This window comes from Bacteroides sp. ZJ-18 (genome assembly GCF_011038705.2).
Lineage (GTDB): Bacteria > Bacteroidota > Bacteroidia > Bacteroidales > Bacteroidaceae > Bacteroides > Bacteroides hominis.
This window is the reverse complement of record NZ_CP072198.1, coordinates 3,293,167-3,317,362: the sequence shown is the minus strand read 5'-3', so window position 1 is coordinate 3,317,362 and position 24,196 is coordinate 3,293,167. Positions and strand designations below refer to the sequence as shown.

Annotated in this window: 21 protein-coding genes and 1 pseudogene; 11 read left to right on the top strand and 11 right to left on the bottom strand. The window is 43.4% G+C overall.

All coding sequences use genetic code 11. The features are described 5' to 3' along the window. The first annotated feature begins 23 nt into the window (after positions 1-23). The 3 genes from G7Y45_RS13290 to G7Y45_RS13280 are packed head-to-tail and all read left to right on the top strand — an operon-like array spanning position 24 to position 3,088. On the top strand, positions 24-899 hold the full coding sequence (locus tag G7Y45_RS13290; RefSeq protein ID WP_165017184.1) for a cytochrome c biogenesis protein ResB: 876 nt from the start codon (positions 24-26) through the stop codon (positions 897-899). Continuing rightward, positions 896-1,681 (top strand): cytochrome c biogenesis protein CcsA, encoded by a 786-nt coding sequence (ccsA, locus tag G7Y45_RS13285; RefSeq protein WP_032543250.1) that lies wholly within the window; start codon positions 896-898, stop codon positions 1,679-1,681. The genes G7Y45_RS13290 and ccsA overlap by 4 nt, the downstream gene beginning before the upstream one ends. Before the next feature lie 15 nt (positions 1,682-1,696). Then, positions 1,697-3,088, top strand: a complete 1,392-nt coding sequence (locus tag G7Y45_RS13280) for a cytochrome-c peroxidase (protein WP_005777723.1) — start codon at positions 1,697-1,699, stop codon at positions 3,086-3,088. Positions 3,089-3,160: 72 nt separating this feature from the next. Here G7Y45_RS13280 and G7Y45_RS13275 read toward each other — a convergent pair whose 3' ends face one another. From G7Y45_RS13275 to G7Y45_RS13265, 3 genes are all read right to left on the bottom strand, one after another. After that, on the bottom strand, positions 3,161-3,406 hold the full coding sequence (locus G7Y45_RS13275) for an RNA-binding protein (protein ID WP_005777722.1): 246 nt from the start codon (positions 3,404-3,406) through the stop codon (positions 3,161-3,163). A gap of 209 nt (positions 3,407-3,615) precedes the next feature. After that, positions 3,616-4,248, bottom strand: coding sequence for a peroxiredoxin (locus G7Y45_RS13270; protein ID WP_005777720.1), 633 nt, complete (start codon positions 4,246-4,248; stop codon positions 3,616-3,618). 115 nt (positions 4,249-4,363) lie between these two features. Continuing rightward, the gene (locus G7Y45_RS13265; RefSeq protein ID WP_005777718.1) at positions 4,364-5,905 is read right to left on the bottom strand and encodes a carbon-nitrogen hydrolase family protein; all 1,542 of its coding nucleotides are present in this window, start codon (positions 5,903-5,905) and stop codon (positions 4,364-4,366) included. 105 nt (positions 5,906-6,010) lie between these two features. Here G7Y45_RS13265 and G7Y45_RS13260 point away from each other — a divergent pair, with 105 nt between their 5' ends. Further along, positions 6,011-7,219 carry a nucleotide pyrophosphatase/phosphodiesterase family protein gene (locus G7Y45_RS13260; protein WP_005806053.1) on the top strand — a complete coding sequence of 403 codons (1,209 nt, stop codon included), beginning with the start codon at positions 6,011-6,013 and terminating at the stop codon, positions 7,217-7,219. A 555-nt stretch (positions 7,220-7,774) separates the two neighbouring features. On the opposite strand, the gene xylE is transcribed toward G7Y45_RS13260, so the two are convergent. From xylE to G7Y45_RS13240, 4 genes are all read right to left on the bottom strand, one after another. After that, the gene (gene xylE / locus G7Y45_RS13255; protein WP_022012729.1) at positions 7,775-9,223 is read right to left on the bottom strand and encodes a D-xylose transporter XylE; all 1,449 of its coding nucleotides are present in this window, start codon (positions 9,221-9,223) and stop codon (positions 7,775-7,777) included. Between the two features lie 64 nt (positions 9,224-9,287). After that, on the bottom strand, positions 9,288-10,607 hold the full coding sequence (gene xylA / locus G7Y45_RS13250) for a xylose isomerase (protein WP_122142200.1): 1,320 nt from the start codon (positions 10,605-10,607) through the stop codon (positions 9,288-9,290). 92 nt (positions 10,608-10,699) lie between these two features. Next, positions 10,700-12,205 carry a xylulokinase gene (locus G7Y45_RS13245; protein WP_165017187.1) on the bottom strand — a complete coding sequence of 502 codons (1,506 nt, stop codon included), beginning with the start codon at positions 12,203-12,205 and terminating at the stop codon, positions 10,700-10,702. A 50-nt stretch (positions 12,206-12,255) separates the two neighbouring features. Then, positions 12,256-12,987 (bottom strand): NUDIX domain-containing protein, encoded by a 732-nt coding sequence (locus G7Y45_RS13240; RefSeq protein WP_005806044.1) that lies wholly within the window; start codon positions 12,985-12,987, stop codon positions 12,256-12,258. A 341-nt stretch (positions 12,988-13,328) separates the two neighbouring features. Between G7Y45_RS13240 and thiD the strand changes: the two genes are divergently transcribed. The 7 genes and pseudogenes from thiD to G7Y45_RS13205 all read left to right on the top strand — a co-directional run bounded on the left by thiD (position 13,329) and on the right by G7Y45_RS13205 (position 20,322). Next, on the top strand, positions 13,329-14,162 hold the full coding sequence (thiD, locus tag G7Y45_RS13235) for a bifunctional hydroxymethylpyrimidine kinase/phosphomethylpyrimidine kinase (RefSeq protein WP_165017189.1): 834 nt from the start codon (positions 13,329-13,331) through the stop codon (positions 14,160-14,162). Between the two features lie 102 nt (positions 14,163-14,264). Further along, the gene (fabD, locus tag G7Y45_RS13230; protein WP_005820222.1) at positions 14,265-15,152 is read left to right on the top strand and encodes an ACP S-malonyltransferase; all 888 of its coding nucleotides are present in this window, start codon (positions 14,265-14,267) and stop codon (positions 15,150-15,152) included. A 254-nt stretch (positions 15,153-15,406) separates the two neighbouring features. Continuing rightward, entirely contained in the window at positions 15,407-16,555 is a 1,149-nt protein-coding gene (gene sucC, locus G7Y45_RS13225; RefSeq protein ID WP_165017191.1) for an ADP-forming succinate--CoA ligase subunit beta, read from the top strand. Continuing rightward, positions 16,552-17,421, top strand: coding sequence for a succinate--CoA ligase subunit alpha (sucD, locus tag G7Y45_RS13220; RefSeq protein WP_165017229.1), 870 nt, complete (start codon positions 16,552-16,554; stop codon positions 17,419-17,421). The genes sucC and sucD overlap by 4 nt, the downstream gene beginning before the upstream one ends. A gap of 40 nt (positions 17,422-17,461) precedes the next feature. After that, positions 17,462-17,632 carry a hypothetical protein gene (locus G7Y45_RS13215; protein ID WP_005806034.1) on the top strand — a complete coding sequence of 57 codons (171 nt, stop codon included), beginning with the start codon at positions 17,462-17,464 and terminating at the stop codon, positions 17,630-17,632. A 640-nt stretch (positions 17,633-18,272) separates the two neighbouring features. Next, positions 18,273-19,720 (top strand): annotated as a pseudogene (locus G7Y45_RS13210) (IS1182 family transposase). Between the two features lie 392 nt (positions 19,721-20,112). Next, on the top strand, positions 20,113-20,322 hold the full coding sequence (locus G7Y45_RS13205) for a winged helix-turn-helix domain-containing protein (protein WP_005777689.1): 210 nt from the start codon (positions 20,113-20,115) through the stop codon (positions 20,320-20,322). Between the two features lie 82 nt (positions 20,323-20,404). Here G7Y45_RS13205 and G7Y45_RS13200 read toward each other — a convergent pair whose 3' ends face one another. The 4 genes from G7Y45_RS13200 to G7Y45_RS13185 all read right to left on the bottom strand — a co-directional run bounded on the left by G7Y45_RS13200 (position 20,405) and on the right by G7Y45_RS13185 (position 24,155). Further along, positions 20,405-20,998, bottom strand: a complete 594-nt coding sequence (locus G7Y45_RS13200) for a phosphatase PAP2 family protein (RefSeq protein WP_005777688.1) — start codon at positions 20,996-20,998, stop codon at positions 20,405-20,407. 203 nt (positions 20,999-21,201) lie between these two features. After that, entirely contained in the window at positions 21,202-21,915 is a 714-nt protein-coding gene (locus G7Y45_RS13195) for an SDR family NAD(P)-dependent oxidoreductase (RefSeq protein WP_005806030.1), read from the bottom strand. A 71-nt stretch (positions 21,916-21,986) separates the two neighbouring features. Beyond that, the gene (locus G7Y45_RS13190) at positions 21,987-22,565 is read right to left on the bottom strand and encodes a Crp/Fnr family transcriptional regulator (RefSeq protein WP_165017232.1); all 579 of its coding nucleotides are present in this window, start codon (positions 22,563-22,565) and stop codon (positions 21,987-21,989) included. Positions 22,566-22,652: 87 nt separating this feature from the next. Continuing rightward, entirely contained in the window at positions 22,653-24,155 is a 1,503-nt protein-coding gene (locus G7Y45_RS13185; RefSeq protein WP_165017250.1) for a glutamine synthetase family protein, read from the bottom strand. Between the last annotated feature and the right edge of the window lie 41 nt (positions 24,156-24,196).

Genomic DNA, 24,196 nt, shown 5'->3' with positions numbered 1-24,196 from the left:
TTGCACCATATAAAGGCACAACTATGCACAAAAAACTATTAGTAACTGCATATTTTGTAATAGCGGCATTATTGCAAACTATGACAGGCAATTTCCCCTTATCTTTTTTTGCATTCCCTCTGAATGTGATTATAGCAGTTATATGGGTCTATTTATTATGGCGTCTCTATAAAGAAGGGAATAAGTTACCGTTAACCCGTTTTCTGCTGTCTTCCCGGACAAGTATTTTATCAATCTTATTATTAGTAGGTGGCAGCTTGGTTATCGGGTTGTTTCCCCAATTATCGGAAGCAGAAGCTGCATCCATATCAGGAGTCCCAGCCTCATTGGGATGCTATAACTTTATGACTTCCTGGATATTCATTGCCATTCTTTTTCTTTTATTGAGTAATCTGGCAATGGTGGTTATCCATGCTTTCTATCATCGTGTACCGGCAAAGAAGCGTTTTCTCCTGAACCATTTGGGATTATGGCTCGCTTTATTTGCCGGATTCTTCGGTAGCAGCGATGTGCAGACATTACGGATCCCGCTTTATGCCGGACAACCGGGACGCGAAGCCTATAGTATGGATGGGAAAGCCTATTATCTGGATTATGAATTGGAACTCTACTCTTTCAATACAGAGTATTATCCGAACGGGATGCCTTCGCGTTTTGCGGCAGATGTACGTATTGGAGAGCAGAGAACTACGCTTGAAGTAAATCATCCTCACAGTTACCGTTTGGGAGAAGATATTTATCTGACCGGATATGATACACGTAATGTGGGAAATACCCGATATTGCATTCTTCAGATTGTACATCAACCCTGGAAATATGTAATGGTGACTGGTATTTTAATGATGTTAGCAGGAGCTGTTCTGCTATTTATTAATGGTCCTAAAAAAGCTAAATCATGATAACCTGGGATAACTTCTATCTGTTTGCAACTGTCTCCATCTGTCTTTGGCTTATTGGGGCCATATCGGCACTTCGTTCATCGGGACAAAGTAAAATAGCTGTTGTACTGACTGTAGCAGGAATTACTTGTCTGGGGATATTCATTGCCGGGCTATGGATATCTCTGCAACGCCCTCCTCTTCGCACTATGGGTGAAACCCGTTTGTGGTATTCCTTTTTTATGGGGATTGCCGGGCTGTTGACGTATATTCGCTGGAAATATCGATGGATACTTTCTTTCTCTACTCTGCTGTCCACTGTTTTTGTTATCATCAATTTGCTGAAGCCCGAGATACATGACCAATCACTTATGCCGGCTTTGCAAAGTGTCTGGTTTATTCCCCATGTCACAGTTTATATGTTCTCCTACTCTGTATTGGGATGTGCTTTCATTATTGCTATTTGCGGGCTTGTACACCACAAAGAAGAATATTTGGTGACAGCGGATAATCTGGTCTATTCTGGTGTGGCTTTTTTATCGATCGGCATGCTTCTTGGATCTTTATGGGCAAAGGAGGCCTGGGGAAATTATTGGAGTTGGGATCCCAAAGAGACCTGGGCAGTGGTTACCTGGATGGGATACCTATTATATATGCACCTGCGCTTACGGGGCAGGTTTCGTAAAAAGATGCTGTATGTCATACTTATTTTCTCCTTTTTGGCTTTGCAGATGTGTTGGTATGGAGTAAATTATTTGCCCTCGGCTCAACAAAGTGTACATTTATATAATCGTAATAATTAACTAAAAGAATCCACAATGAAGAAAAGTACAAAATTTATCATCGCATTACTGGTGACGGTCGGAGCTTTGGCTATCACTTACCGCGTCGTAAATCAGGCTCCGTCAAAAGAGCTTGCCGCTGACGCTCAGATGCAAGAGATCATTACTTCCGGTGGCTGCCTGCAATGCCATTCGGGTAGTCCGGATCTTCCTTTTTATGCAAACTGGCCTGTTGCCGGCGGAATGGTTCAGAAGGACGTGGAACAAGGTTATCGCGCTTTTGACATGACCGAAATGGCTGAAGCCTTAAAAGTCGGTAAACCTGTAGGAAAAGTGGCTTTGGCCAAAGTAGAGAAAGTGATCATGGACGGAACAATGCCCAAACATGCCTACTATATGGTACACTGGGGAGCCAGTGTGACAGATGCTAAAAAGGAAATGGCTATGGCGTGGGCAAAACAACACCGTCTGGCACATTATGCTAACGGGCTGGCTTCAGCCGAATTCGCTAACGAGCCGGTGCGTCCCATCGCTGATTCCATTCCGGTAGATATGCGTAAAGTGATTTTGGGAGATATGCTTTATCACGATACTCGCCTTTCGGCCGACAACACCGTTTCATGTGCATCATGCCATGGATTGAATACGGGAGGGGTAGACAACAAGCAATATTCAGAAGGTGTAGGTGGACAATTCGGAGGTGTGAATGCTCCGACGGTATACAATGCTGCCTACAATTTCGTGCAGTTCTGGGACGGACGTGCCGGAACACTTGCCGAGCAGGCTGCCGGTCCTCCGTTGAATCCGGTCGAGATGGCTTGCCAGTCTTTTGACGAAATCATTGCAAAACTCGAACAGGACGCTAATTTCACCAAAGCCTTTTTAGCTGTATATCCCGACGGATATTCGGAAAAGAATATCACTGACGCTATCGAAGAGTTCGAAAAGACATTGCTCACTCCCAATTCTCGTTTCGACCTTTATCTGAAAGGTGAAAAGACTGCTATTAACGATATGGAACTTGCCGGATACGAATTGTTTAAGAAATACGATTGCGCTACTTGCCATGTAGGTGAAACTTTGGGTGGTCAGTCTTACGAGTTAATGGGTGTGAAGAGAGATTATTTTGCAGATCGTGGCATTGAATTGACAGAAGAAGATAACGGACGCTTCAAACAGACCCAAAATGATCGTGATAAACATCGTTTCAAAGTTCCCGGTTTAAGAAACATTGCCCTGACAGCTCCTTACTTTCATGACGGTAGCATGAAAACAATGAAGGAGGCTGTGGATTATATGGCCAAATATCAGGTAGATAAGAATCTGCCGGAAGATGAACTGAATAAAATAGTAGCTTTCCTGGAAACACTGACCGGAGAGTATAAAGGTAAACCACTGACCAATGATAATCAGAGCAAGGCATTGTAATGTCTGCCGGATAAAAACAAGAAAAGGATACTCTGCAAAGAGTATCCTTTTTAGTTTTATGCTATAAATGGATTAGTTACGAGGCAGGGCTTCTTTAACAACCATCTGACGGCCTTCGTATTCAGCACCGTTCAACTCAGCGATAACATTTTTGGCTTCGTCGTCGTTCGGCATTTCAACGAATGCGAATCCTTTAGATTTGCGAGTCTCGCGGTCGGTGATCAGTTTTACTGAATCAACTGTTCCGTACTCTTCCATTACTTGTCTCAAATCTGCTTCCTTAACACGATAGCTAAGGTTTCCAATGTACATGTTCATAAAATAAAAAAATAAAAATTGATAAATAAATTTAGAAACAACAGAAGTTTGAGATTAGATCCGGATTCGACTGATTCAGTAGAAAATAGAGTAAAATAAAACGATCAATTGTTTTCGGCAGCAAAGAACGCCATAATATTTGGATTATCAACTATAAAAGGGCATTTATTTTTCAATAAACGCCCTTTTTTCTTACAGATGTGTCTCTATTAATGTTTACTCAGATAGCTGGCCACTCCGTCTTCGGTTGCTTTCATGGCATCTTTACCTTTCGACCAATTGGCCGGACAAACTTCGCCATACTCTTCAAAATGTTGCAAGGCATCCACCATACGCAGTACTTCGTCTACGTTACGTCCCAATGGTAAGTCGTTGATGACACAATGTCTCACTACACCTTCTTTGTCAATCAGGAACAGACCGCGGAAAGCCACCGGTGCCCCTTCGCATACCCAATTGCCATTTTCATCGGGAGCATAGCTTCCGGCCAGTACTCCGTAACTTTCAGAGATTGATTTAGAAAAGTCGGACACAATAGGATACTTCACGCCTTGGATACCTCCCTCGCTCTTGGGCATCTGCAACCAGGAGAAATGAGAATATTCAGAGTCGACCGAGCAACCTACCACAGCTACGTTCCGTTTTTCAAACTCGTCGAGCTTTTCCTGAAATGCGTGCAGTTCGGTGGGGCATACAAAAGTAAAATCCATCGGATAGAAGAAGAATACTACATACTTTTTCCCTTTATACTGATCCAACGAGAAGTCCTGAACGATTTCATGCCCATTGATTACGGCCGTGGCATCAAATTTCGGCGCTTGTTTTCCAATTAATGATCTCATAATTTTCTTGTTTTAGAAGTTATTAAACGATTCATTTCGGAAACAAAGCTATCAGAATCTTTGTTTGCTACCAAAGTTTAACGATTTATAATATCTATCGGATAATAGACAAAATCTATTGCGGCTTCTTAAATCTCACTTCATATACATCGTTCCGGCGATCTTTCAGGTTACGTACACTGCCATAAGTATGCAACTCGTTCAGCAAATCGAGATCTACGTCCGAAACCAGGATCATTTCCGTATTTGGAGTGGCTTCGGCGCGCTTTCCGTCCGTCGGGAAGGCAAAGTCGCAAGGTGTAAATACCCCAGACTGGGCATACTGAATGTCCATGTTATGTACACGGGGAAGATTGCCTACGCTGCCGGCTATTACAACAAAACATTCGTTCTCAATGGCACGTGCCTGTGCACAGACCCGTACACGTGAATAAGCATTTTGAGTATCGGTGAGGAACGGCACAAACAGAATCTGCATTCCCTGGTCGGCCATCAGCCGGGAAAGTTCGGGAAACTCTACATCATAACAAATCAATATGCCGATCTTGGCACAGTCTGTTTCGAATGTTTTCAACTGTTTGCCCCCGCTCAGTCCCCAGCTCTTTATTTCGTCCGGAGTGACATGAAGCTTTTCATACATTTCGTAAGTTCCGTCACGCCGGCAGAGGAAACCGGCGTTGTACAACAGTCCGTCCTCTTTTATTAGCGGCATGCTGCCCGTAATGATATTGATATTGTAGCTGATTGCCAGATTGATAAAGCGGTCACGGATTTCCTCGGTATATTGGGCCAGTCCGCGGATAGCTTGTGATTCGCCTTTATCATTGTACTTTGACATCAGTGGCGCATTAAAGTATTCGGGGAAAAGCACAAAGTCGCTTTTATAGTCGGATACGGCATCAACGAAAAATTCTACTTGTTCGAAAAGGTCGTCCAAAGTTTTGTAACTGCGCATCTGCCATTGCACCAATCCTACGCGAACCGTCGTTTTGGGAGCGAGGTATTCCTGTGTAGGGGGCTGATAGTAAATGTTGTCCCATTGCAACAGGCAAGCATAATGTTTGGATTCTTCATCATTCGGCAGATAATTGGTCATCACCTTCCGAACGTGGAAATCATTGGAAAGTTGAAAAGTGAGCACCGGGTCGTAGATTTCCCGCTGGCGTACGCGGTCAATATACTCTTTGGGACGCATCTTGTCAGCATATTTATGGTAATTCGGAATACGTCCGCCAAACATGATCGCTTTCAGGTTAAGCGTTTCGCAAAGTTCTTTGCGATATTCGTACATGCGCCGTGCCAACCGTAATCCGCGATATTCGGGATGAATAAAGACCTCGATGCCATATAGGATATTTCCTTGGGCTGTGTGGGTATTGAAAGTCTCCTTCCCTGTGACTTGGGCATAAGTGTGGTCGTTCTTCACTTTATCATAATCTACAATGATAGAGAGTGCACAGCCAACGATCTTCTCGTCGACTACGGTTACAATCTGCCCTTCGGGGAAAATCTTGATTAGTTTCTCAATCTGTCCGTGTGTCCAGAAGACATCACTTCCGTCCGAATATACACGTGTAAACGATTGGGATAATTGAGCGTAATCTTCAATCTGGAGGTTACGGATCTGTACCTTATTAATTTTATGAGGATAATCCATAGTAACTTGTATTAAAAAAACGTTGCAAAGGTAAGCTTTATCTTTATAACCGGACAGCTTTCATATAATTTTATACCTTTGCACTTCATAACAACTATCAAGAGTATGCGTAAATTTATTATTTCTTTCTGCTGCTATGTTTTCTTTATTTTTACTTTGGCAGCGCAGGACAAGGCTCCGCACTACACCGTAATTGTTTCGTTGGATGCCTTCCGCTGGGATTACCCGGAGATGTATGATACCCCTAACCTGAACCAGATGGCCCGCGAAGGGGTTAAGGCAACTATGCTCCCCTCCTATCCGGCATCTACTTTCCCCAACCATTATACATTGGCTACGGGGCTGGTACCTGACCATAACGGTATTATCAACAACACTTTCTGGGATGTAAAACGGCATCGGCAATACTCCATGGGAGATCCTGCCACACGAAACAATCCCGACTATTATCTGGGTGAACCGATTTGGATAACAGCTCAGAAGCAAGGTGTAAAAACAGGAAACATCTATTGGGTAGGTTCGGATATTGCCATTAAAGGTTGCTACCCCACTTATTACCGGGAATATGCAGAAAAGCCCCGTCTTACTTTTGAGCAACGGGTAGATTCGACCATAGCTCTGCTGAGAAAGCCGGAAGCGGAACGTCCCCGTTTTGTTATGCTTTACTTTGAGGAGCCGGATGGAGTGACGCATCATCATGGTCCTCACAGCGCGGAAGCTGCCGCTATCGTACATCGTATGGATAGTCTGATAGGAATGTTGCGACAGGGAATCGCTGCTCTCCCCTTCGGAAAAGATGTCAACCTGATTGTTACTGCCGATCATGGGATGACGGAAATCAGTGACGACCGGGTGGTAGATATGAATAAATATCTGCGTCCGGAATGGTGCGAAGCGGTAGACGGGCGGACACCGACTTCTATCTTTACCAAGCCGGAATATCGTGACTCGGTATACAATGCTTTAAAGAATGTAGCCCACATCCATGTTTGGAAAAAAGAAGAGATTCCTGCTGAGCTGAATTACGGAAGCAGTGACCGTGTTGGAGATATTGTAGTGGCTCCCGAATTGGGATGGCAATTTACCGACGTGCCGCGTGCGCTGAAAGGTGCTCATGGTTATTTTCCGCAAAGTCCGGATATGCAAGTAATGTTTCGTGCCTGCGGTCCCGATTTTAAGGAAGGATATGAATCGAAAGGTTTTGTCAATGTAGATATTTATCCGTTACTGGCGTATTTGATGAAGATCACTCCGGAGAAAACGGACGGACAGTTTGAAAGGATAAAAGACATTCTGAAAGATCTGTCTTTTTGATAATCTACTGCGTGTAGAATAGCATATTTCTGTCCAACGGGCAAGGCGGACAAAAAAAACGCCCGGAATTTGAATCAGTCTATTTAAGAATGAAAGCCTATTGCGCGTATTTATTACAATATGCACAACAGGCTTGCGTTATTTTAATCTTTATGATCGGAGTTGACTCTAAACAGTGATCTTTTTTCTATTTTTCGCTTGTTGATCTTTTGCGCTCAAATAGAGAAAAAAGGTCTGCGTTCTTACCATTTTATAATATCATTATACCATATGGGGCAAATGTAGTAATCATCCGGACGGGATGGTTACGGCATAATGAGCAAATGCAGTAACCATTTTCTCTCTTTGCTTACTGTAATTTGTCCGAAAGCCTATTGTTCTACCCCTCTCACGTTACTTCTGAAAGGGGTAGGACTATAGGCTTCGTGTTATTACGCTTCCGGTTCGCCGGATTCATAAAAAGTGCATGTCAGCAATAGATAAGTATATGCTACATTCGGTCAGTATTCAGACCATTCTGCTTTCAAAGTGGAATGGGGCAAGAATCCTCTCCCATCAATGTTTTTTCCAAAGTTTACTCATATCTTCCAATGTCTTTCCTTTGGTTTCGGGCACCCAACGCCATACAAACAGTGCGGCAATCACACAAATGACCCCATAAAGGCTGTAAGCAAACATCGGACTGAAATCATAGAGGGCAGGGAAGGTGGACGAAACAATGTAATTGAATATCCATTGAAATGCTACGGCAATGGCTACGGCTTTGCCACGGATGGTGTTGGGGAAGATTTCGGATATCAGTACCCAGCAAATAGGTCCCCACGACATCATGAAAAAGGCTGCGTATACAATTACCGACAGCACGGGAAGTATCCCCTTGACGCCCATGCTGTCGCACAAGGCAACGGCGAATGCCCCGGCCGCCATACCGATGGACCCGATGATGAGTAAGGGCTTACGACCGAAACGGTCGACGGTAAAGATGGCTACCAGTGTGAAGATAATGTTGACAATCCCCATAATGACGGTTTGCATCATTCCTCCGCCTTCGGCACCGGCATTTTCGAATATTCGAGGTGCGTAATAAAGCACGGCATTGATGCCGATGGCCTGCTGGAAGACGGAAAGCAGAATACCGATGACAATCACTGTTGCGCCATAAGTGAACAGTTTTTCTGCCTTTTCCTGCGAAGTAGCCTTTATATCCGCCAAGATTTCTTGTGCCTTGGCGGCTCCGTTCACTTTCTTTAGAATGGAATATGCTTTCTGATCCTGATCGATCATCACCAGATAGCGGGGAGTTTTGGGTACAAAGAAGAGCAACATGCCGAAGAAGGCAGCCGGAAAAGCTTCGGAACCAAACATGTATCGCCATCCTTCGGTTACGGTCCACATATCCGATTCGCTGCTGACGGAAAGTGTACCGGCGGCATCTTTCAGGATGATCGGATTTTGGTGGTCACCCAAAATCAAGAAGTTTACAAAGTAGACTACCAGCATGCCGAAAATAATGGCAAACTGATTGCAGGACACCAGTGTACCCCGGATATTGGATGGTGCTATTTCGGCAATATACATCGGACAGACGGCAGATGCCAGCCCCACACCGATACCACCTACGATGCGGTAAAGGTTAAAGGCTATAAGCAGGTTCATATCAGCTTTTCCATATTCAAAGAACAGGAACTCGGGGTAATATGATCCCAGTGCCGAAAGGAAAAAGAGAACGGCAGCCAGTCGCAGCGAGTTGCGGCGACCCAACCGTGATGCAAAGATGCCGGACAATGCACCACCCAGTACGCAACCAATCAGTGCACTTGAAGAGGTGATGCCGTGCATCACTTTGTCGTATTGAAAATCTGTGGCTGTGAGGAAGAAGGCTTCGAGCCCTTTCTCAGCTCCCGAAATCACAGCGGTGTCATAGCCGAACAACAGTCCGCCCAGGATGGCTACCGATGTGATGGAATACAGGTAGAGCTTGCTACCTTCGTTGGTATGATTCATGGCATTAGCTGTTTTGAATTACGGTTTGCAGACGGAAACTGTCTGCAAACCGCATTGTACGGACTTATAGTGAGTATATGTTAACGAGCGCTTCATACAACTCTTGTTTACCACTGGTTTGTTTCGGCTCACCATTGGATTTTGCATAAGCAACAAGTTCATCCAGAGACATTTTACCTTCTTCAAACTCTTTCCCTTTACCTGTATCGAACGAGGCATAGCGTTCGGACAGCATCTTCCGGTAAGGAGATTCATTGAGCAGATTGGCTGCGCTTTCCAAAGCACGTGCCATCGCGTCCATTCCGGCAATGTGGGCAATGAAAATATCCTCCGGATCGGTAGAGTTCCGGCGGGTCTTGGCGTCGAAGTTTGTTCCGCCGTTGCCCAATCCGTCATTACGGATAATCTGCATCATGGCTTGTGTCAGTTCGAAGTTATCAATCGGGAACTGGTCGGTATCCCATCCATTCTGATAGTCGCCGCGGTTTGCATCGATAGATCCTAACATACCGTTATCTACAGCCACTGCCAGTTCGTGTTCAAATGTATGTCCCGCAAGGGTGGCATGGTTCACTTCAATGTTCACTTTGAAGTCGCGTTCCAGCCCGTGAGCTTTCAGGAAACCGATGACAGTTTCGGTGTCGACATCATACTGGTGCTTGGTCGGCTCCATGGGTTTCGGCTCAATCAGGAAGGTGCCTTTGAAACCTTGTGCGCGGCCATAGTCACGGGCAATGGTGAGCATTTGTGCCAGATGTTCTTTTTCTCGTTTCTGGTCAGTATTCAGCAGCGACATATATCCTTCGCGTCCGCCCCAAAAGACATAGTTTGTCCCCCCCAATTCTATAGTGGCGTCAATCGCATTCTTAATCTGAACGGCAGCACGGGCCACAACATCGAAATCGGGATTGGTAGCCGCACCGTTCATGTAACGGGCATGGCTGAATACATTGGCTGTTCCCCACAATAGTTTGATACCGGTTTCGGCCTGCTTCTGCTTTGCGTAGGCAACCATCTCTTTCAGGTTGGCTTCATAGGCCTCGATGGTATCAGCTTCTGCAACCAAGTCTACGTCGTGGAAACAATAATATCCAATACCCATCTTCTGCATAAACTCAAAACCTGCATCCATCTTGTTCTTGGCTGCCTGTAAGGGATCAGGGTCACCGTTCCATGAAAATTGTTTGGTTCCGCCTCCAAACTGGTCACCGCCCTCGGCACAAAGTGTATGCCACCACGCCATTGCAAACTTCAGCCAGTCTTTCATCTTGCGGCCGTTAATCACTTTCTCGGCATCGTAATAACGAAATGCCATCGGGTTCTTACTATCTTTACCTTCGAACTTAATTTTCCCTATACCCGGGAAGTACTCTTTTGTTGCCATATTATTTAAAATTTTAGGAGCTTCGCCCGCTCCTTCTTCATTTGGAGAAGGCACAGGAGACAGCTTTGATGATTCATTTTTTTATCTTATGATTATTCGTTTTCTTTATTCATCTGCATAGATCGGGCCAGGCATTGTTTCCAATGTCCATATGCATCGGCATATTCCTGTTGCCAGGCCGGATCGGGTTCAACGACTTCCAGCTTGTCGAGTGACGCGAAAGCCTCTTGATGGTTTTTGTAGATGCCCGCTCCCATCCCGGCACCCTTGGCTGCGCCGACAGCACCATCTGTGTCATAAAGTTCGATGGTAGCTCCCGTCGTGCCGGCCAATGTCTCACGAAAAATGGGGCTGAGAAACATATTGGCATGTCCGGCATGGATCTTTTCGACAGGGATACCCATTCCTTCCATAATATCGATACCATATTTAAAGGAAAAGACGATGCCTTCCTGTGCCGCACGGATCAAATGCGCCTTGTCATGCATGTTGAAGTCAATTCCGTGAAAACTGCAACCGGTCGTCCGGTTGTTCAGCATGCGTTCCGCTCCGTTACCAAAAGGCAGAATGCTGATGCCTGCACTGCCAACCGGAACCTGTGAAGCAAGGCGGTTCATCTCTGTATATGAGATGCCTTCCGGAGCGACATTGCGTTTTATCCACGAATTTAGAATCCCTGTTCCGTTGATGCAAAGCAATACACCCAGACGTGGATTCGCGGCAGTATGATTGACATGCGCAAAGGTGTTGACACGCGACTGCGGATCATAGCTGATTTCCCCGTTTACTCCGTATACGACTCCCGACGTTCCGGCAGTGGAAGCTATTTCACCCGGATTAAATACATTCAAGGAAAGAGCGTTGTTGGGCTGGTCGCCAGCACGGTAAGTGATCGGTGTACCTTCCTGCAATCCAAGTTCCCGGGCAGCACTCCCGGTTAATAGTCCCTGTTCGGCGAAAGTTGGCCGGATGTCGGCTATCAGAGAAGAATCGAACCCATAATATTGCATTAAGAAATCTGCCGTACGGTCATTCCGGAAATCCCAAAGCATACCTTCGGAAAGCCCTTCGACTGTCGTACAGATTTCTCCGCTCAGTTTCATGGCAATATAATCACCCGGCAACATAATTTTATCAATCTGTGCGTAAATGTGCGGCTCGTTTTCCTTTATCCATGCCAGTTTAGAAGCGGTAAAATTGCCGGGAGAATTGAGCAAGTGCGCAAGGCAAAACTCCTCTCCGATTGTTTCGAACGCCTTTTGTCCATAGGGGACCGCACGCGAATCGCACCAGATTATAGCCGGGCGCAGCACGCGCTGCTGTCTGTCTACACATACCAGGCCGTGCATCTGATAAGAGATGCCGATGGCCTTGATGTCTCCGGCAGCTATCCCCGATTCTGAAAGGACGGACTGTGTGGAGAGTTTCAGATTCTCCCACCAGTCTTCCGGTTCCTGTTCTGCCCATCCGGAGCGTACGGCAATAATGCCTGCCTCCGTTTTCGGAAAGAATGCGGAAGCGACACATTTGCCTGTCCCGGCATCTACCAAGCTCGCTTTGACAGACGAGCTGCCTATGTCATACCCTAATAAAAACATGATCTTGTTTATTAATTAATTTGTGATTTAAAATAAAATCTCCATAAGACTTACCGTCTTACCTTATTATATATCTTTTTGTCGAATTTATAATAGCGGGCTGCCCGGTGGGCCACTCCGGTTTGTTTTTCTTCCAATGGTACGACGTACTCCATCAAGGCTATCTTTTTATGGAAGTTGCGTACATCCACTGCTTTGTCGTATACCAGTTCGAACAAGATCCGAAGTTGGGAAGCGGTAAACTTGCGCGGCAGCAGATCAAACAGCATCGAAGGATTGAACTCCACAAATTGCCGGATATAAATCAGCGCTTCTCTGATAATCAGATTATGGTCAAAAGCCAACGTCTTTATGTCTTTCAGTGCCACCCAACAGGCCTGGAACTCATCCAGGTTTTTGTCCAACGCCCGGTCTATCTTTACCATCGATAGATACGCTATGGTGACAATGCGCTCTACTTTCGATTGCATTGCCCGTTCCAACCAACGCACATCTTTAGGATTGCTCGTCCGGTTCTTAGAACCAAATGCTTTAAATTGCATCAGGTTGACGCTCCGGATACCTGTCAGTTCGAATAAAACACGTTGTGCTGCTTCGTCCAGGTCTTCATCCATGTAGATCAGGCTCCCGGGAAGCTTCATATCATGGTAAACTTCTCCGTTTTCCTCTCCTACCCGCTTAATCAACAGGACTTTGAGTTGCTCTCCGTCAAAACCAATCACTACACAGTCTACTGAGATATGATTGTTTGCCAATGGGGTTTGTTTCGGTATGTCATGCATAATATTTAGTCTTTGAACATTGCAAATATAGAGATATTCTCATCTGGTAAGCAATTAAATTATATGCTATAAAGCATTGTTTTTCATATATATACATATCGTATGTTTTACACTAAGGAGTATTCATCTTATTGTATATACAACAATATGTATTTCTACCTTCCAGGAAAGACAGTAATTGTAGAAAGTACAAAAAGACGGGGATACTTTATAATCAGCTCTTTCGATTGATGGCAGACCATTGGTTTTACGGCGGACTTATTGTATTTTATAAGGTGTGTCATTTTGTATCTTCTTTGTTTTTATCCTATCTTTGTTGTAGAATTATTAAAAAAACTAAAATGAAACGTTATCCGGTTGTTCTTTCTATTGCCGGTTCCGATTGTTCGGGAGGGGCGGGTATACAGGCAGATATTAAAACGATTTCTGCTCTGGGCGCATACGCGGCATCGGTGATTACCGCAGTCACCGTACAAGATACAAGGGGAGTGAAGGCTGTACACACGATTCCCGCCGCGATTGTGCAGGGACAGATTGAAGCGGTAATGGACGACTTATGTCCGGATACTCTGAAAATAGGTATGGTAAGTGAACCGCTCCTCGTAAAAGTGATTGCGGATTGTTTACGGAAATACCCTCACCGCCCGGTGGTTTATGACCCCGTTATGGTGTCTACCAGTGGGCGGAAATTAATGACTGACGATGCAATACAGTTGATTAAAGAAGAACTTATCCCGCAAACAACCCTGATAACTCCCAATCTGGATGAAACGGAAGTGCTGACAGGAATGAAAATAACCACAGTGGAAGAGATGTTAGATGCGGCCCGGACGCTCTCCACGATGTATCATACTGCAGTATTGGTGAAAGGAGGACACTTGCAGGGAAACGAAATGCAGGATGTATTGTTTGCAGACGGAAACATCTATATATATAAGGAGAGAAAAATAGAAAGCCGGAATTTACATGGTACCGGATGTACTCTCTCTTCTTCAATCGCCACCTATCTGGCATCAGGACTTCCAATGGATCAGGCAGTAGGCAAAGCTAAAACATATGTCAGCAGGGCCATTGATGCCGGAAAAGAAATAATTGTCGGTCATGGCAACGGCCCGTTGTGTCATTTCTGGGGACCGGAAAAAGCCAGTATATGGGAAGATAAAGAAGAGGAATAAACCGAAAAACGCTTCTCTATTGCACAATTTTGTCAATTCTGTGCTATCATATTGCAAAAATATATAACTTTGTCCCCGCAAATTAAATTAAAAAACAAAAATATGAAAGCATTTGTATTCCCCGGTCAAGGCGCCCAGTTCGTAGGTATGGGCAAAGACCTGTATGAAACTTCAGCTTTAGCAAAAGAATTGTTTGAAAAAGCAAATGATATCCTGGGATATCGCATTACAGATATTATGTTCAACGGTACTGATGAAGACCTCCGTCAGACCAAGGTTACCCAACCTGCTGTATTCCTTCATTCTGTTATCTCTGCGCTTTGCATGGGGGAAGATTTCAAACCGGAAATGACTGCCGGACACTCATTGGGTGAGTTTTCTGCATTGGTTGCTGCCGGTGCTCTTTCTTTTGAGGACGGTTTGAAACTGGTTTATGCACGTGCCATGGCAATGCAGAAGGCTTGTGAAGCTACTCCTTCTACAATGGCTGCCATTATCGCTCTGCCTGATGAGAAAGTAGAAGAAATCTGTGCGGCTGTTGCCGCCGAAGGCGAAGTTTGTGTACCGGCTAACTACAACTGTCCGGGACAGATTGTAATTTCCGGATCTGTACCGGGAATCGAGAAAGCTTGCGAACTGATGAAGGCAGCCGGAGCAAAACGTGCACTTCCGCTGAAGGTAGGTGGAGCGTTCCACTCTCCTCTGATGGGTCCTGCCAAAGTAGAACTGGAAGCTGCTATCAACGCAACCGAAGTCCACACTCCGAAATGTCCGGTTTACCAGAATGTGGATGCTCTGCCTCATACAGATCCGCAAGAAATCAAAAAGAATTTGGTTGCTCAATTGACAGCTTCTGTACGCTGGACTCAAACCGTAAAGAATATGGTTGCCGACGGTGCTACCGACTTCACTGAATGTGGACCGGGCGCCGTATTACAAGGGCTGATCAAGAAGATCGACTCTACAGTATCTGCTCACGGAATTGCATAAAAGTCTTTTGAAGACTTTCCTATAATACAACACCGAAACTCTTTCTATAGGATTTCGGTGTTACTTTTTTAAAATAACATATCCGATATCTTGATTTTACAATCTTTCTTCTGGTTTTAAGGAGATATCCAGTTGCCTTTATATCCATTTTGCACATGTGAATCCGATGGGTGGACATATCTGGCGTGTCCTGAGTGCTTTGCAACCTTTTTGCCTATGCTTTTGTTATAATTAGAAACAAACCTATTTGTCCAATGAAAGTACACGAATATCAGGCAAAAGAGATTTTCTCCTCTTACGGAATACCTGTCGAAAGACATGCTTTGTGCCATACTGCAGACGGCGCTGTAGCCGCTTACCACCGTATGGGTGTAAACCGGGTCGCAATTAAGGCACAAGTATTGACCGGGGGCCGTGGAAAAGCCGGTGGGGTAAAACTTGCCGATAACGACAGGGATGTCTATCAATATGCTCAAACGATTTTGGGGATGACCATTAAAGGATATCCCGTAACCAAAGTCCTTCTTAGTGAAGCCATCAATATCGCCGCAGAATATTATATCAGTTTTACGATAGATCGTAATACACGTTCTGTTGTACTGATCATGAGTGCAGCCGGTGGCATGGACATTGAGGAAGTGGCTCGTCAATATCCCGAAAAAATAATGCGTTACAACATTGATCCTCTGGTCGGGATTCCCGATTATCTGGCACGTAAATTTGCTTTCTCTCTATTCGAACAAGCAGAGCAGGCCAATCGGATGACAACCATTATTCAAAACCTTTACAAAGCATTTATTGAAAAGGATGCCTCACTGGCTGAGATTAATCCATTGGTACTTACCCCTACGGGTACATTACTGGCAATTGATGCGAAAATGGTGCTTGATGATAACGCACTTTACCGTCATTCGGATTTGCAGAAACTATCAGAACCTACAGAAGATGAAAAGCTTGAAGCTATTGCCAAAGAGAGGGGATTCAGTTATGTCCGTATGGATGGCGAAATTGGCTGTATGGTTAACGGAGCCGGTTTAGCTATGGCAACCATGGATATGATTAAACTTTATGGAGGTAATCCGGCAAATTTTCTTGATATTGGCGGTAGCTCGAATCCTATCAAAGTAATAGAAGCAATGAAATTATTGCTGGATGATAAAAAGGTAAAGGTTGTCTTTATCAATATTTTCGGTGGCATCACCCGAGGTGATGACGTGGCTGTCGGACTATTGCAGGCATTTGACCAGATACATACGGATATCCCTATTATTGTACGACTGACGGGCACGAACGAACGTATGGGACGTGAATTATTGAGTAAAAATAGTCGTTTTCAGGTAGCACAAACAATGGAAGAAGCTACTCGGATAGCTGTAGAATCATTAAAAAAAGAATCGATATGAGCATACTTATTGATAAATCCACTCGACTCCTGGTACAGGGAATTACTGGCAGGGACGGACTCTTTCATGCAAAAAAGATGGCTGAATATGGAACTAATGTAGTGGGTGGCACATCGCCCGGAAAAGGAGGCACAATGGTAGATGATACCTTTCCGGTATTCAATACCATGTATGAAGCTGTCCGTCGCACACAGGCCAATACATCTATTATTTTTGTACCGGCCCGTTTTGCTGCTGATGCTATTATGGAGGCTGCCGATGCAGGTATCCGATTGATTATTTGCATTACAGAAGGAATTCCGACACTGGACGTGATAAAAGCCTATCGGTTTACTGAACAGAAAGGAGCAAAACTGATTGGACCAAACTGTCCGGGGCTTATCTCTCCGGGGAAAAGTCTGGTAGGTATTCTTCCCGGACAGGTATTCAGTCCGGGCAATATAGGAGTGATAAGCCGAAGCGGAACACTGACTTACGAAATCGTGTCACATCTCACAGCCGAAGGTATGGGGCAATCCACCGCTATCGGCATGGGAGGAGATCCTGTTGTCGGACTTTATTTCCGTGAATTATTGGAAATGTTACAGAATGATCCTCAAACAGATGCTATTGTTATGATTGGTGAGATCGGAGGAAATGCAGAAGAACTGGCCGCAGCATATATTCGTGAACATGTAACTAAACCTGTAGTAGCATTTATTGCAGGGCAATCTGCCCCGCCGGGCAAGCAGATGGGACATGCCGGAGCCATTATATCCGGAAGTTCCGGTTCTGCTGCCGAAAAAATTTCAGCATTGGAGATTGCAGGAATCAGGGTCGCCGGCGAACCTTCGGAAATACCGGACCTGTTAAAGGGTCGTTTTTGAACAAATCATTTTAATTCATCAAACTTATAGACTTAACGATATGAGCAGGCGCAAGGAATTAGAGCATGAGGTATCTCTTGCTCAGGAAAGAATTAAGAAAGCTCCCAAAGATACCCCCAGAGAGATATTGAAGATATGGGAGCAAGAGTTGGTTGATCTGGAAGTGGAACTTAATAATTTGGTCGACGACGAGGAAGATAATAACGATTGAATCACTTTTCTGCATAATAAAAGGCCCGTACAAAAAATGTACGGGCTTTTTCAAAGGAAATAGAATACTCCCGGCTACCTTCGGGAATGGCTACGCATAAAGGGTGTACGGCTCCCTCACTTTATCAGTTGTATAACATTTATAATAAGACGGTATTTTATCTACTTTGTTCCGTTTTCATCCATCTTTTAACTATTTATTTTCACATTTACTCTTTGTCGGGTTATTCTTTGATAAGATGTAACAGGATTATCCTGCAATCATTGACATACATCAAAAACAAACAGTTTAAAACAGCCTTTTTATCCTACGTCAATTCAATCGTCATATTTCTCCCTTACATTTGTAATGTTTTCAAGGTATAACATAAAAATTTGAGATTATGAAATGGGTAAAAAGATTGTTTGATAGAATCGGCAATTCCGATTCTATGATTTGGGGCTATGTAATGCTCCATGAATAAAGGATTATAAAACAGAGTTTGATTGAAAAAAACGTTTGAAAAAGGAGGCCGGGATTATCGGAGGGCACTGAAAAAGTCCTCCTGTCTCCCTTCTATAAAAAAATGGCGGTATAAATCCAAGAAAATCCGGATTTATACCGTTTTTTTGTATCTTCGAGTCACCAAAAGAATACCGCCATGTTAGCACCCCAAGAACGTTTGGCTTTTAGTGATTATTCAAGTCTTTATGATTTGATCATCCCTCAGGATAACCTGCTTCGACGTATCAACTCGCTGATAGACTTTTCCTTTGTTTATAATGAGCTCGTTTCCAAATATTGTCCGGACAATGGTCGTATCGCCGAGAGCCCTGTCCGTATGTTCAAGTACCTTCTTTTAAAAACCATTTATGACTTGTCTGATATTGATGTGGTTGAACGCTCACGCTATGACATGTCCTTTAAATACTTTTTAGGGATGGTACCGGAAGAGGATGTGATAGAGGCCGGCTCTTTATGCAAATTTCGTAAGCTCCGTCTGAAAGATATGGACTTGTTGAACCTGCTTATCAACAAGACGGTAACTTTAGCAATAGAGAAGGGCATTATAAAATCCACCTCTGTAATCGTTGATGCCACACATACCGGTTCGCGTTCAAATCCCCATTCTCCTATTGAGATACTGAAGCTGCGTTCCAAACAGTTACGTAAATGTTTCTATGAAGTGGATGAAAAGATAAAGGAAGTATTACCCGAGAAGAATTCTGACGACGTTCTGGAACATGAACTGACTTATACGCAAACACTGATTGATACATTAAAAGAACAAGAAACCTTCGTCTGCATTCCCAAAATAAAGGAAAAACTGAACCTCTTAAAAGAGATATTGGATGATATCAGCGACCATTACACTGTTTCTGAAGATGAGGACGCACGTGTCGGGCACAAATCGGAAGAAAGTTCTTTCTTTGGGTATAAGACGCATATCGGAATGACCGAGGAACGTATCATAACAGCGCTGTCATAACTTCGGGTGAAAAGGGAGACGGTCCCCAGCTGCCCGCGTTGATTGAACAAAGCCGGAAGAATGGTATCGATGTACAAACAGTGATTGGTGATTCAGCTTATTCGGGAAAGGATAATCTGGAGAAAGCTCGTGATGAACACTTTGAGTTGGTAGCTAAATTGAATCCCAGTATCAGCCAAGGTTTCAGAAAGGAGGAAGGCAAGTTTGATTACAATAAGGATGCCGGCATGTTTGTTTGCCCTGCCGGCCATATAGCTATACGTAGGGCAAAACAAGGGAGAAAGAATGGAGCATGGAATCAGGCGTATACTTATTATTTTGATGTGCATAAGTATCAATGCTGCTCAAAACGGGAGGGATGTTATAAGCCGGGAGCTAAATCTAAAACCTATTCTGTACCCATAAAAAACGATGAGCAGCAACAACAGATAGAGTTTCAACAAACCGAACGGTTCAAAGAGAAGGCTGCCGAGCGTTATAAGATTGAAGCTAAAAATGCGGAACTGAAACAGGCATATGGATATGACAGGGCGCAGTCCTACGGACTGTCATGTATGAAAATGCAAGGAGCAATGGCTATTTTTGCAGCAAATCTCAAGAGAATACTCAAACTCAGTTAAAGTAAGTGTAATCCATGCCCGTGGAAGATAAACACGGCTTGTATAAAGCAAATTATGGAGTTATTACCCTTAATATAAGAAAAAGTTGTATGTGAATGAAATGCATCATTCGACATGCAACTTTTTCCAAGAATTTCTAAAAAAAGGATTGGATGCTAAAAAAGATCACTTTTTCAGTGCCCTTGATTATCGCGGACTCCTTTTTTAGTTAATCCCCTTATTATTTGCACAAATATGGTTTATTTTACTCTTCTTGTTACAAAGCCGGATTATCCGGTAAAGAGTACTTGAGATTTACACTAAAAAATGCAAAACCAGAATAAAAACATGACTTAAAAATTCTGTATTTGAATGTTTTTCTGTATATTAGGAACATAACCAAATAATGTAAAATGGAATTAGAAACAATTGGAGAAAACGCCGGCAAAGTATGGCGCACCCTGAATGAAATGAGGGGAAAAATATCTATTCAGGAACTTAGTCGGAAAATTAACCTCAGCGCTGAAGATGTTGCACTTGCAGTAGGTTGGTTAGCCAGAGAAAATAATATTTTTATTCAGAGACACAACTACCTGCTATATGTCAGTCATGATGCTTTCTGATTTTACTTTAAGAGAATTGACTGTCAGAGTCTAAGAAATATAATAGGGATTATTCGTCACCGGATAATCCCTATTATATTTCTTACGATTTAGGACAAGTATGCGTGTCACTCTCTTTCCTAAAAATTAAATTTGTCAGAAAATAAGCTAACTCTACCATCATGATGCCAATGGTAGCACCAGCCAATACGTCACTTAGCCAATGACGATTGTTTAATTGGCGTGTGAAGCCGGTAACAACAGCCGGCAGGAAAGTGGCAATGGTGGCTAAAGGAGTCTTGAAGCCATATTCTTTATATAAAAGAGTAGCAGCCGTAAAAGCAGTAGCCGTATGGCCTGAAGGGAAGGAAAGAAAATCCGAACCGTCTGGACGGAGAACACCCGCCAATGATTTCATGGAGATGACTACTGCTCCCATTAAGACATACGCAAATGCAGTTGAAACGAGCATACGTTTCCAGTTACTACGACTTTTTACTCCTGCAAGTTTCAATATAAACATGACAACAATCGGTAGATAGGGTAGAAAATCATCATACCGATATGCAAAAGTCGAAGCATGCATATTCCGCAGATGATAGATATATTGATCTGCACTTGTCAATAACCCGGCCCGCAGGGCACATACTATAAGGGTACAGGCAAATAGCCAAAGTATTAATTTACGTGGACTCATTTCGTTCTATTATAGGTTTATAGTATATGCCTACAAAGATAATTCTTTTGATGCAGAAGACATTAGGAACAATTAATATGAAAATATTATTTGTCTTATTATAACATTCATATTAATAAATATTCCGGGAGCTGCAAAGATCGAACGAAAGTAGATAACTCAATCTGTCAAATGTCAGAAAAACCGGAGCCCTACTTCTGCTGTCACATTTTACAATAAATAGAAGCAGGCATTATTCTCAAAAGCATTGCTACATATCTCCATCTTCTTGAGATGTATACAACTTTTCTTTTCCGAAAGATCGCCCGGTATATCTGTTGTACGGCTTTCTGTAGTGGAGTGACCCAAAACAACCCCTCTCCTTTAGCCATCGCTGTATCTACGAATCCTGGGCGTATGTCCGTAATGTGAATGGGGTAAGATAGCTTGGCTGCTTTCTTCCTCAAGCCTTCCGTATAATTGATTTGATAGGCTTTCGAAGCATTGTATGCCGGTGCTATTCCTTCACCACGCATCCCGCCTACAGAGGAAATTGTAACCAGATGCCCCGATTCTTGTCTCTGGAAAAAATAAAATGCCCAGTCTGCCACATTGGTGAATCCGATAACATTGGTCAAAAGAGCCGGTCTCTCTAAATTATAATCGAGCTCAGGGTTTAGTTCCCCTACCCCCGAACAGAACACGAGTATATCCATACCTCCCATTCTGTCCACAAGATTATTGAGTTGCCGGATTGTATCAGTTTCCTTTGTAACATCTGATATGGTATAAAAACAGTTTTTATTTTGTGAACAAAGCTCTTGCAGTTTATTTTCCCTTCGTCCCGTTATGCCAACCATATTCCCTTCCTGAATAAACCGTTCTGCCAATCCTCTGCCGATCCCGGATGTAGCTCCTATTATGATAACCTTTTTCATTTTTATTCTTTTTAATGCTTACACAAAGGTATTGGGATCGGAACAAATGAATCTTGACTGAAATCAAGATTTTATTTTTGTACTAACTTTCTTCGAAGACGGCTGAGTGTTTCCGGACATATCATCAGATAGGATGCCAGTTCCTTCAATGAAATCAAATTCAACAGTCCGGGACAACGTTCAAGTATCTCCCTATATCGTTCTTCGGGCGTCATGCTGTACATCGATATCATCCGTTCATATACTTCCCATAACAATATTTCAGCTATATGTCTGGCCAATTTCAGATTCGTGTCGTCCCGGTCATAGAATTTCCCTAACTGTCTGTTGTTTACTATATAAACAGTGCAGTTACAAATGGCTTGTATATCTACATTTGAATTATCTCCTAAACGGAATGCCGGATAATTACCCACAAACGAGTGTTCGAATGTATAGCCTACAATTTTATTTTCTCCCCGACTGTTGGTACAGCAATAGCGGAAAGAACCTTCTGCCACATACCCCATCAATTTGCAGGATTCACTTTGTCGGCAAAAGAAATCTCCTTTTTGATATTGAGTAAGTTGCCCATTTTGAAGTACAAAATCTGTAATGGGGGCAAAGTTAACCTTCGATGTATACTTATTGAAATCTTTTGCTTCTTCCATGATATAATTTCATTTTGAAGTGCGAATATAAATAATGCGGACTGAACTATGATACTCAATCCGCATTAAAATGATCTTTGGGGGACTTTATCCGCAATGGAAGTACTTGCTTACTAATGCCAGCATCTCCTCCGGGTTTCCCTGTATCTCTATACGCAGGGTAGCATCATTATAGCTTCGTAATCTACTGATAATGCCATCAATCATAGCAGGGCTGAATACATTATATTGTTCAAATACAGTCCGTTGTTTCTGTAAGCAGTCTGCTGATGCCGCACAGCTATCCGGTAGTTGTGCTAAGTTTTTCAGTTTATCAGCATTCTCTTTCTGATGGATATTTACGTTAACGTATGTCTTCTCTGCAATGGTTAAGGCGTTGTCTATCTCAAAACCGTGACGACAGGCCACTGCAAGTCCTGCCAGTAATTGATAGAGATCGGCTGATCCGTCCGGTGAACGCATTTCCACTGTCTGCTTTTGCGTCGTGTCATAGTGGCTGTCCAACTCCAATGGATTGGCTAACGCACACATATCTGTCTTAGCAGACCATCCCAATGGAACTCGTACCAATACAGAACGGTTTCGATCGCCCCAACAAACATTAGTCGGCGCCTCTTGATGTGGTACAAGCCGGAAATATGAAGTAGGATTTGTATTTCCGAAAGCCGTGATGGATGGGGCAAGCAGCATCATGCCCGCAATGGCTCTACGAGCTGTATCAGAAAGAATCCCACCTTTTAGCATCTGGTTCTGTCCGTCTTTCATCATGCGCATATGGATATGTAATCCGGATCCAGCTTTGCCCACTGTAATTTTCGGAGCAAATGTAATATCATAACCATATTGGTAAGCTAAGTTGCGGATAACCCATTTGGCTATTATCAATTGGTCGGCAGCATCTTCTGCACGGACTGGCAGAAATTCTATTTCATTTTGCTCGTAGACTTTATCGTCAAGCATAAAATTACCGACTTCAGAATGCCCGTATTTTATTTGTCCACCCGTTTGAGCTATGTAAGACATACATTGTGTACGGAAATCATTGAATTTAGCATAAGGTCCTGATTCATGATAACCGCGCTGATCGGTTGCCGGAAACATTCCGTCGTCCTCGGCAATCACATAATACTCCAATTCTCCCATAGCCTGAAACTCCATGCCTGTTACTTCCGTGAACGCTTTACAAGCTTTGTGTAAGGTATATTCGGGAGAACTTTCCAGAGGTTCTCCATCTTTATTAAAGAAAGAGCAAAGCATCACGAGTGTAGGTAATTCTGCAAATGGATCAACGAATGCGGTACGGAAGCGTGGAATTACATACAAATCACTGCTCCCTGCCTCTATAAAAGGAAACAGGCTTGATCCATCCACTCGTTCACCACAAGTCAGGATAGCATCCAGATAGGCAGCGTTGTTTATTACAAAATTCAATGTTTTAAGTCGTCCGTCCGCAGCAGGATACATAAAGTTAACCATGCGGATTTCATTTTGTTGGATATAGGAAATAATATCTGCTTTTGTAAATTCAGCAGCAGGCTTTTGCAAAAATGTCACCAGATGATTGGGACTCATTAATAATTCTTGATTCATCATACGTTGATTGTTGTTTCATTAATTATTTGGGTTAACAG

Bases quoted from the DNA above. Each gene is read 5' to 3' on its own strand.
- G7Y45_RS13290 (WP_165017184.1), top strand. From the start codon at position 24: ATGCACAAAAAACTATTAGTAACTGCATATTTTGTAATAGCGGCATTA.
- ccsA (WP_032543250.1), top strand. From the start codon at position 896: ATGATAACCTGGGATAACTTCTATCTGTTTGCAACTGTCTCCATCTGT.
- G7Y45_RS13280 (WP_005777723.1), top strand. From the start codon at position 1,697: ATGAAGAAAAGTACAAAATTTATCATCGCATTACTGGTGACGGTCGGA.
- G7Y45_RS13275 (WP_005777722.1), bottom strand. From the start codon at position 3,406: ATGAACATGTACATTGGAAACCTTAGCTATCGTGTTAAGGAAGCAGAT.
- G7Y45_RS13270 (WP_005777720.1), bottom strand. From the start codon at position 4,248: ATGAGATCATTAATTGGAAAACAAGCGCCGAAATTTGATGCCACGGCC.
- G7Y45_RS13265 (WP_005777718.1), bottom strand. From the start codon at position 5,905: ATGGATTATCCTCATAAAATTAATAAGGTACAGATCCGTAACCTCCAG.
- G7Y45_RS13260 (WP_005806053.1), top strand. From the start codon at position 6,011: ATGCGTAAATTTATTATTTCTTTCTGCTGCTATGTTTTCTTTATTTTT.
- xylE (WP_022012729.1), bottom strand. From the start codon at position 9,223: ATGAATCATACCAACGAAGGTAGCAAGCTCTACCTGTATTCCATCACA.
- xylA (WP_122142200.1), bottom strand. From the start codon at position 10,607: ATGGCAACAAAAGAGTACTTCCCGGGTATAGGGAAAATTAAGTTCGAA.
- G7Y45_RS13245 (WP_165017187.1), bottom strand. From the start codon at position 12,205: ATGTTTTTATTAGGGTATGACATAGGCAGCTCGTCTGTCAAAGCGAGC.
- G7Y45_RS13240 (WP_005806044.1), bottom strand. From the start codon at position 12,987: ATGCATGACATACCGAAACAAACCCCATTGGCAAACAATCATATCTCA.
- thiD (WP_165017189.1), top strand. From the start codon at position 13,329: ATGAAACGTTATCCGGTTGTTCTTTCTATTGCCGGTTCCGATTGTTCG.
- fabD (WP_005820222.1), top strand. From the start codon at position 14,265: ATGAAAGCATTTGTATTCCCCGGTCAAGGCGCCCAGTTCGTAGGTATG.
- sucC (WP_165017191.1), top strand. From the start codon at position 15,407: ATGAAAGTACACGAATATCAGGCAAAAGAGATTTTCTCCTCTTACGGA.
- sucD (WP_165017229.1), top strand. From the start codon at position 16,552: ATGAGCATACTTATTGATAAATCCACTCGACTCCTGGTACAGGGAATT.
- G7Y45_RS13215 (WP_005806034.1), top strand. From the start codon at position 17,462: ATGAGCAGGCGCAAGGAATTAGAGCATGAGGTATCTCTTGCTCAGGAA.
- G7Y45_RS13205 (WP_005777689.1), top strand. From the start codon at position 20,113: ATGGAATTAGAAACAATTGGAGAAAACGCCGGCAAAGTATGGCGCACC.
- G7Y45_RS13200 (WP_005777688.1), bottom strand. From the start codon at position 20,998: ATGAGTCCACGTAAATTAATACTTTGGCTATTTGCCTGTACCCTTATA.
- G7Y45_RS13195 (WP_005806030.1), bottom strand. From the start codon at position 21,915: ATGAAAAAGGTTATCATAATAGGAGCTACATCCGGGATCGGCAGAGGA.
- G7Y45_RS13190 (WP_165017232.1), bottom strand. From the start codon at position 22,565: ATGGAAGAAGCAAAAGATTTCAATAAGTATACATCGAAGGTTAACTTT.
- G7Y45_RS13185 (WP_165017250.1), bottom strand. From the start codon at position 24,155: ATGAATCAAGAATTATTAATGAGTCCCAATCATCTGGTGACATTTTTG.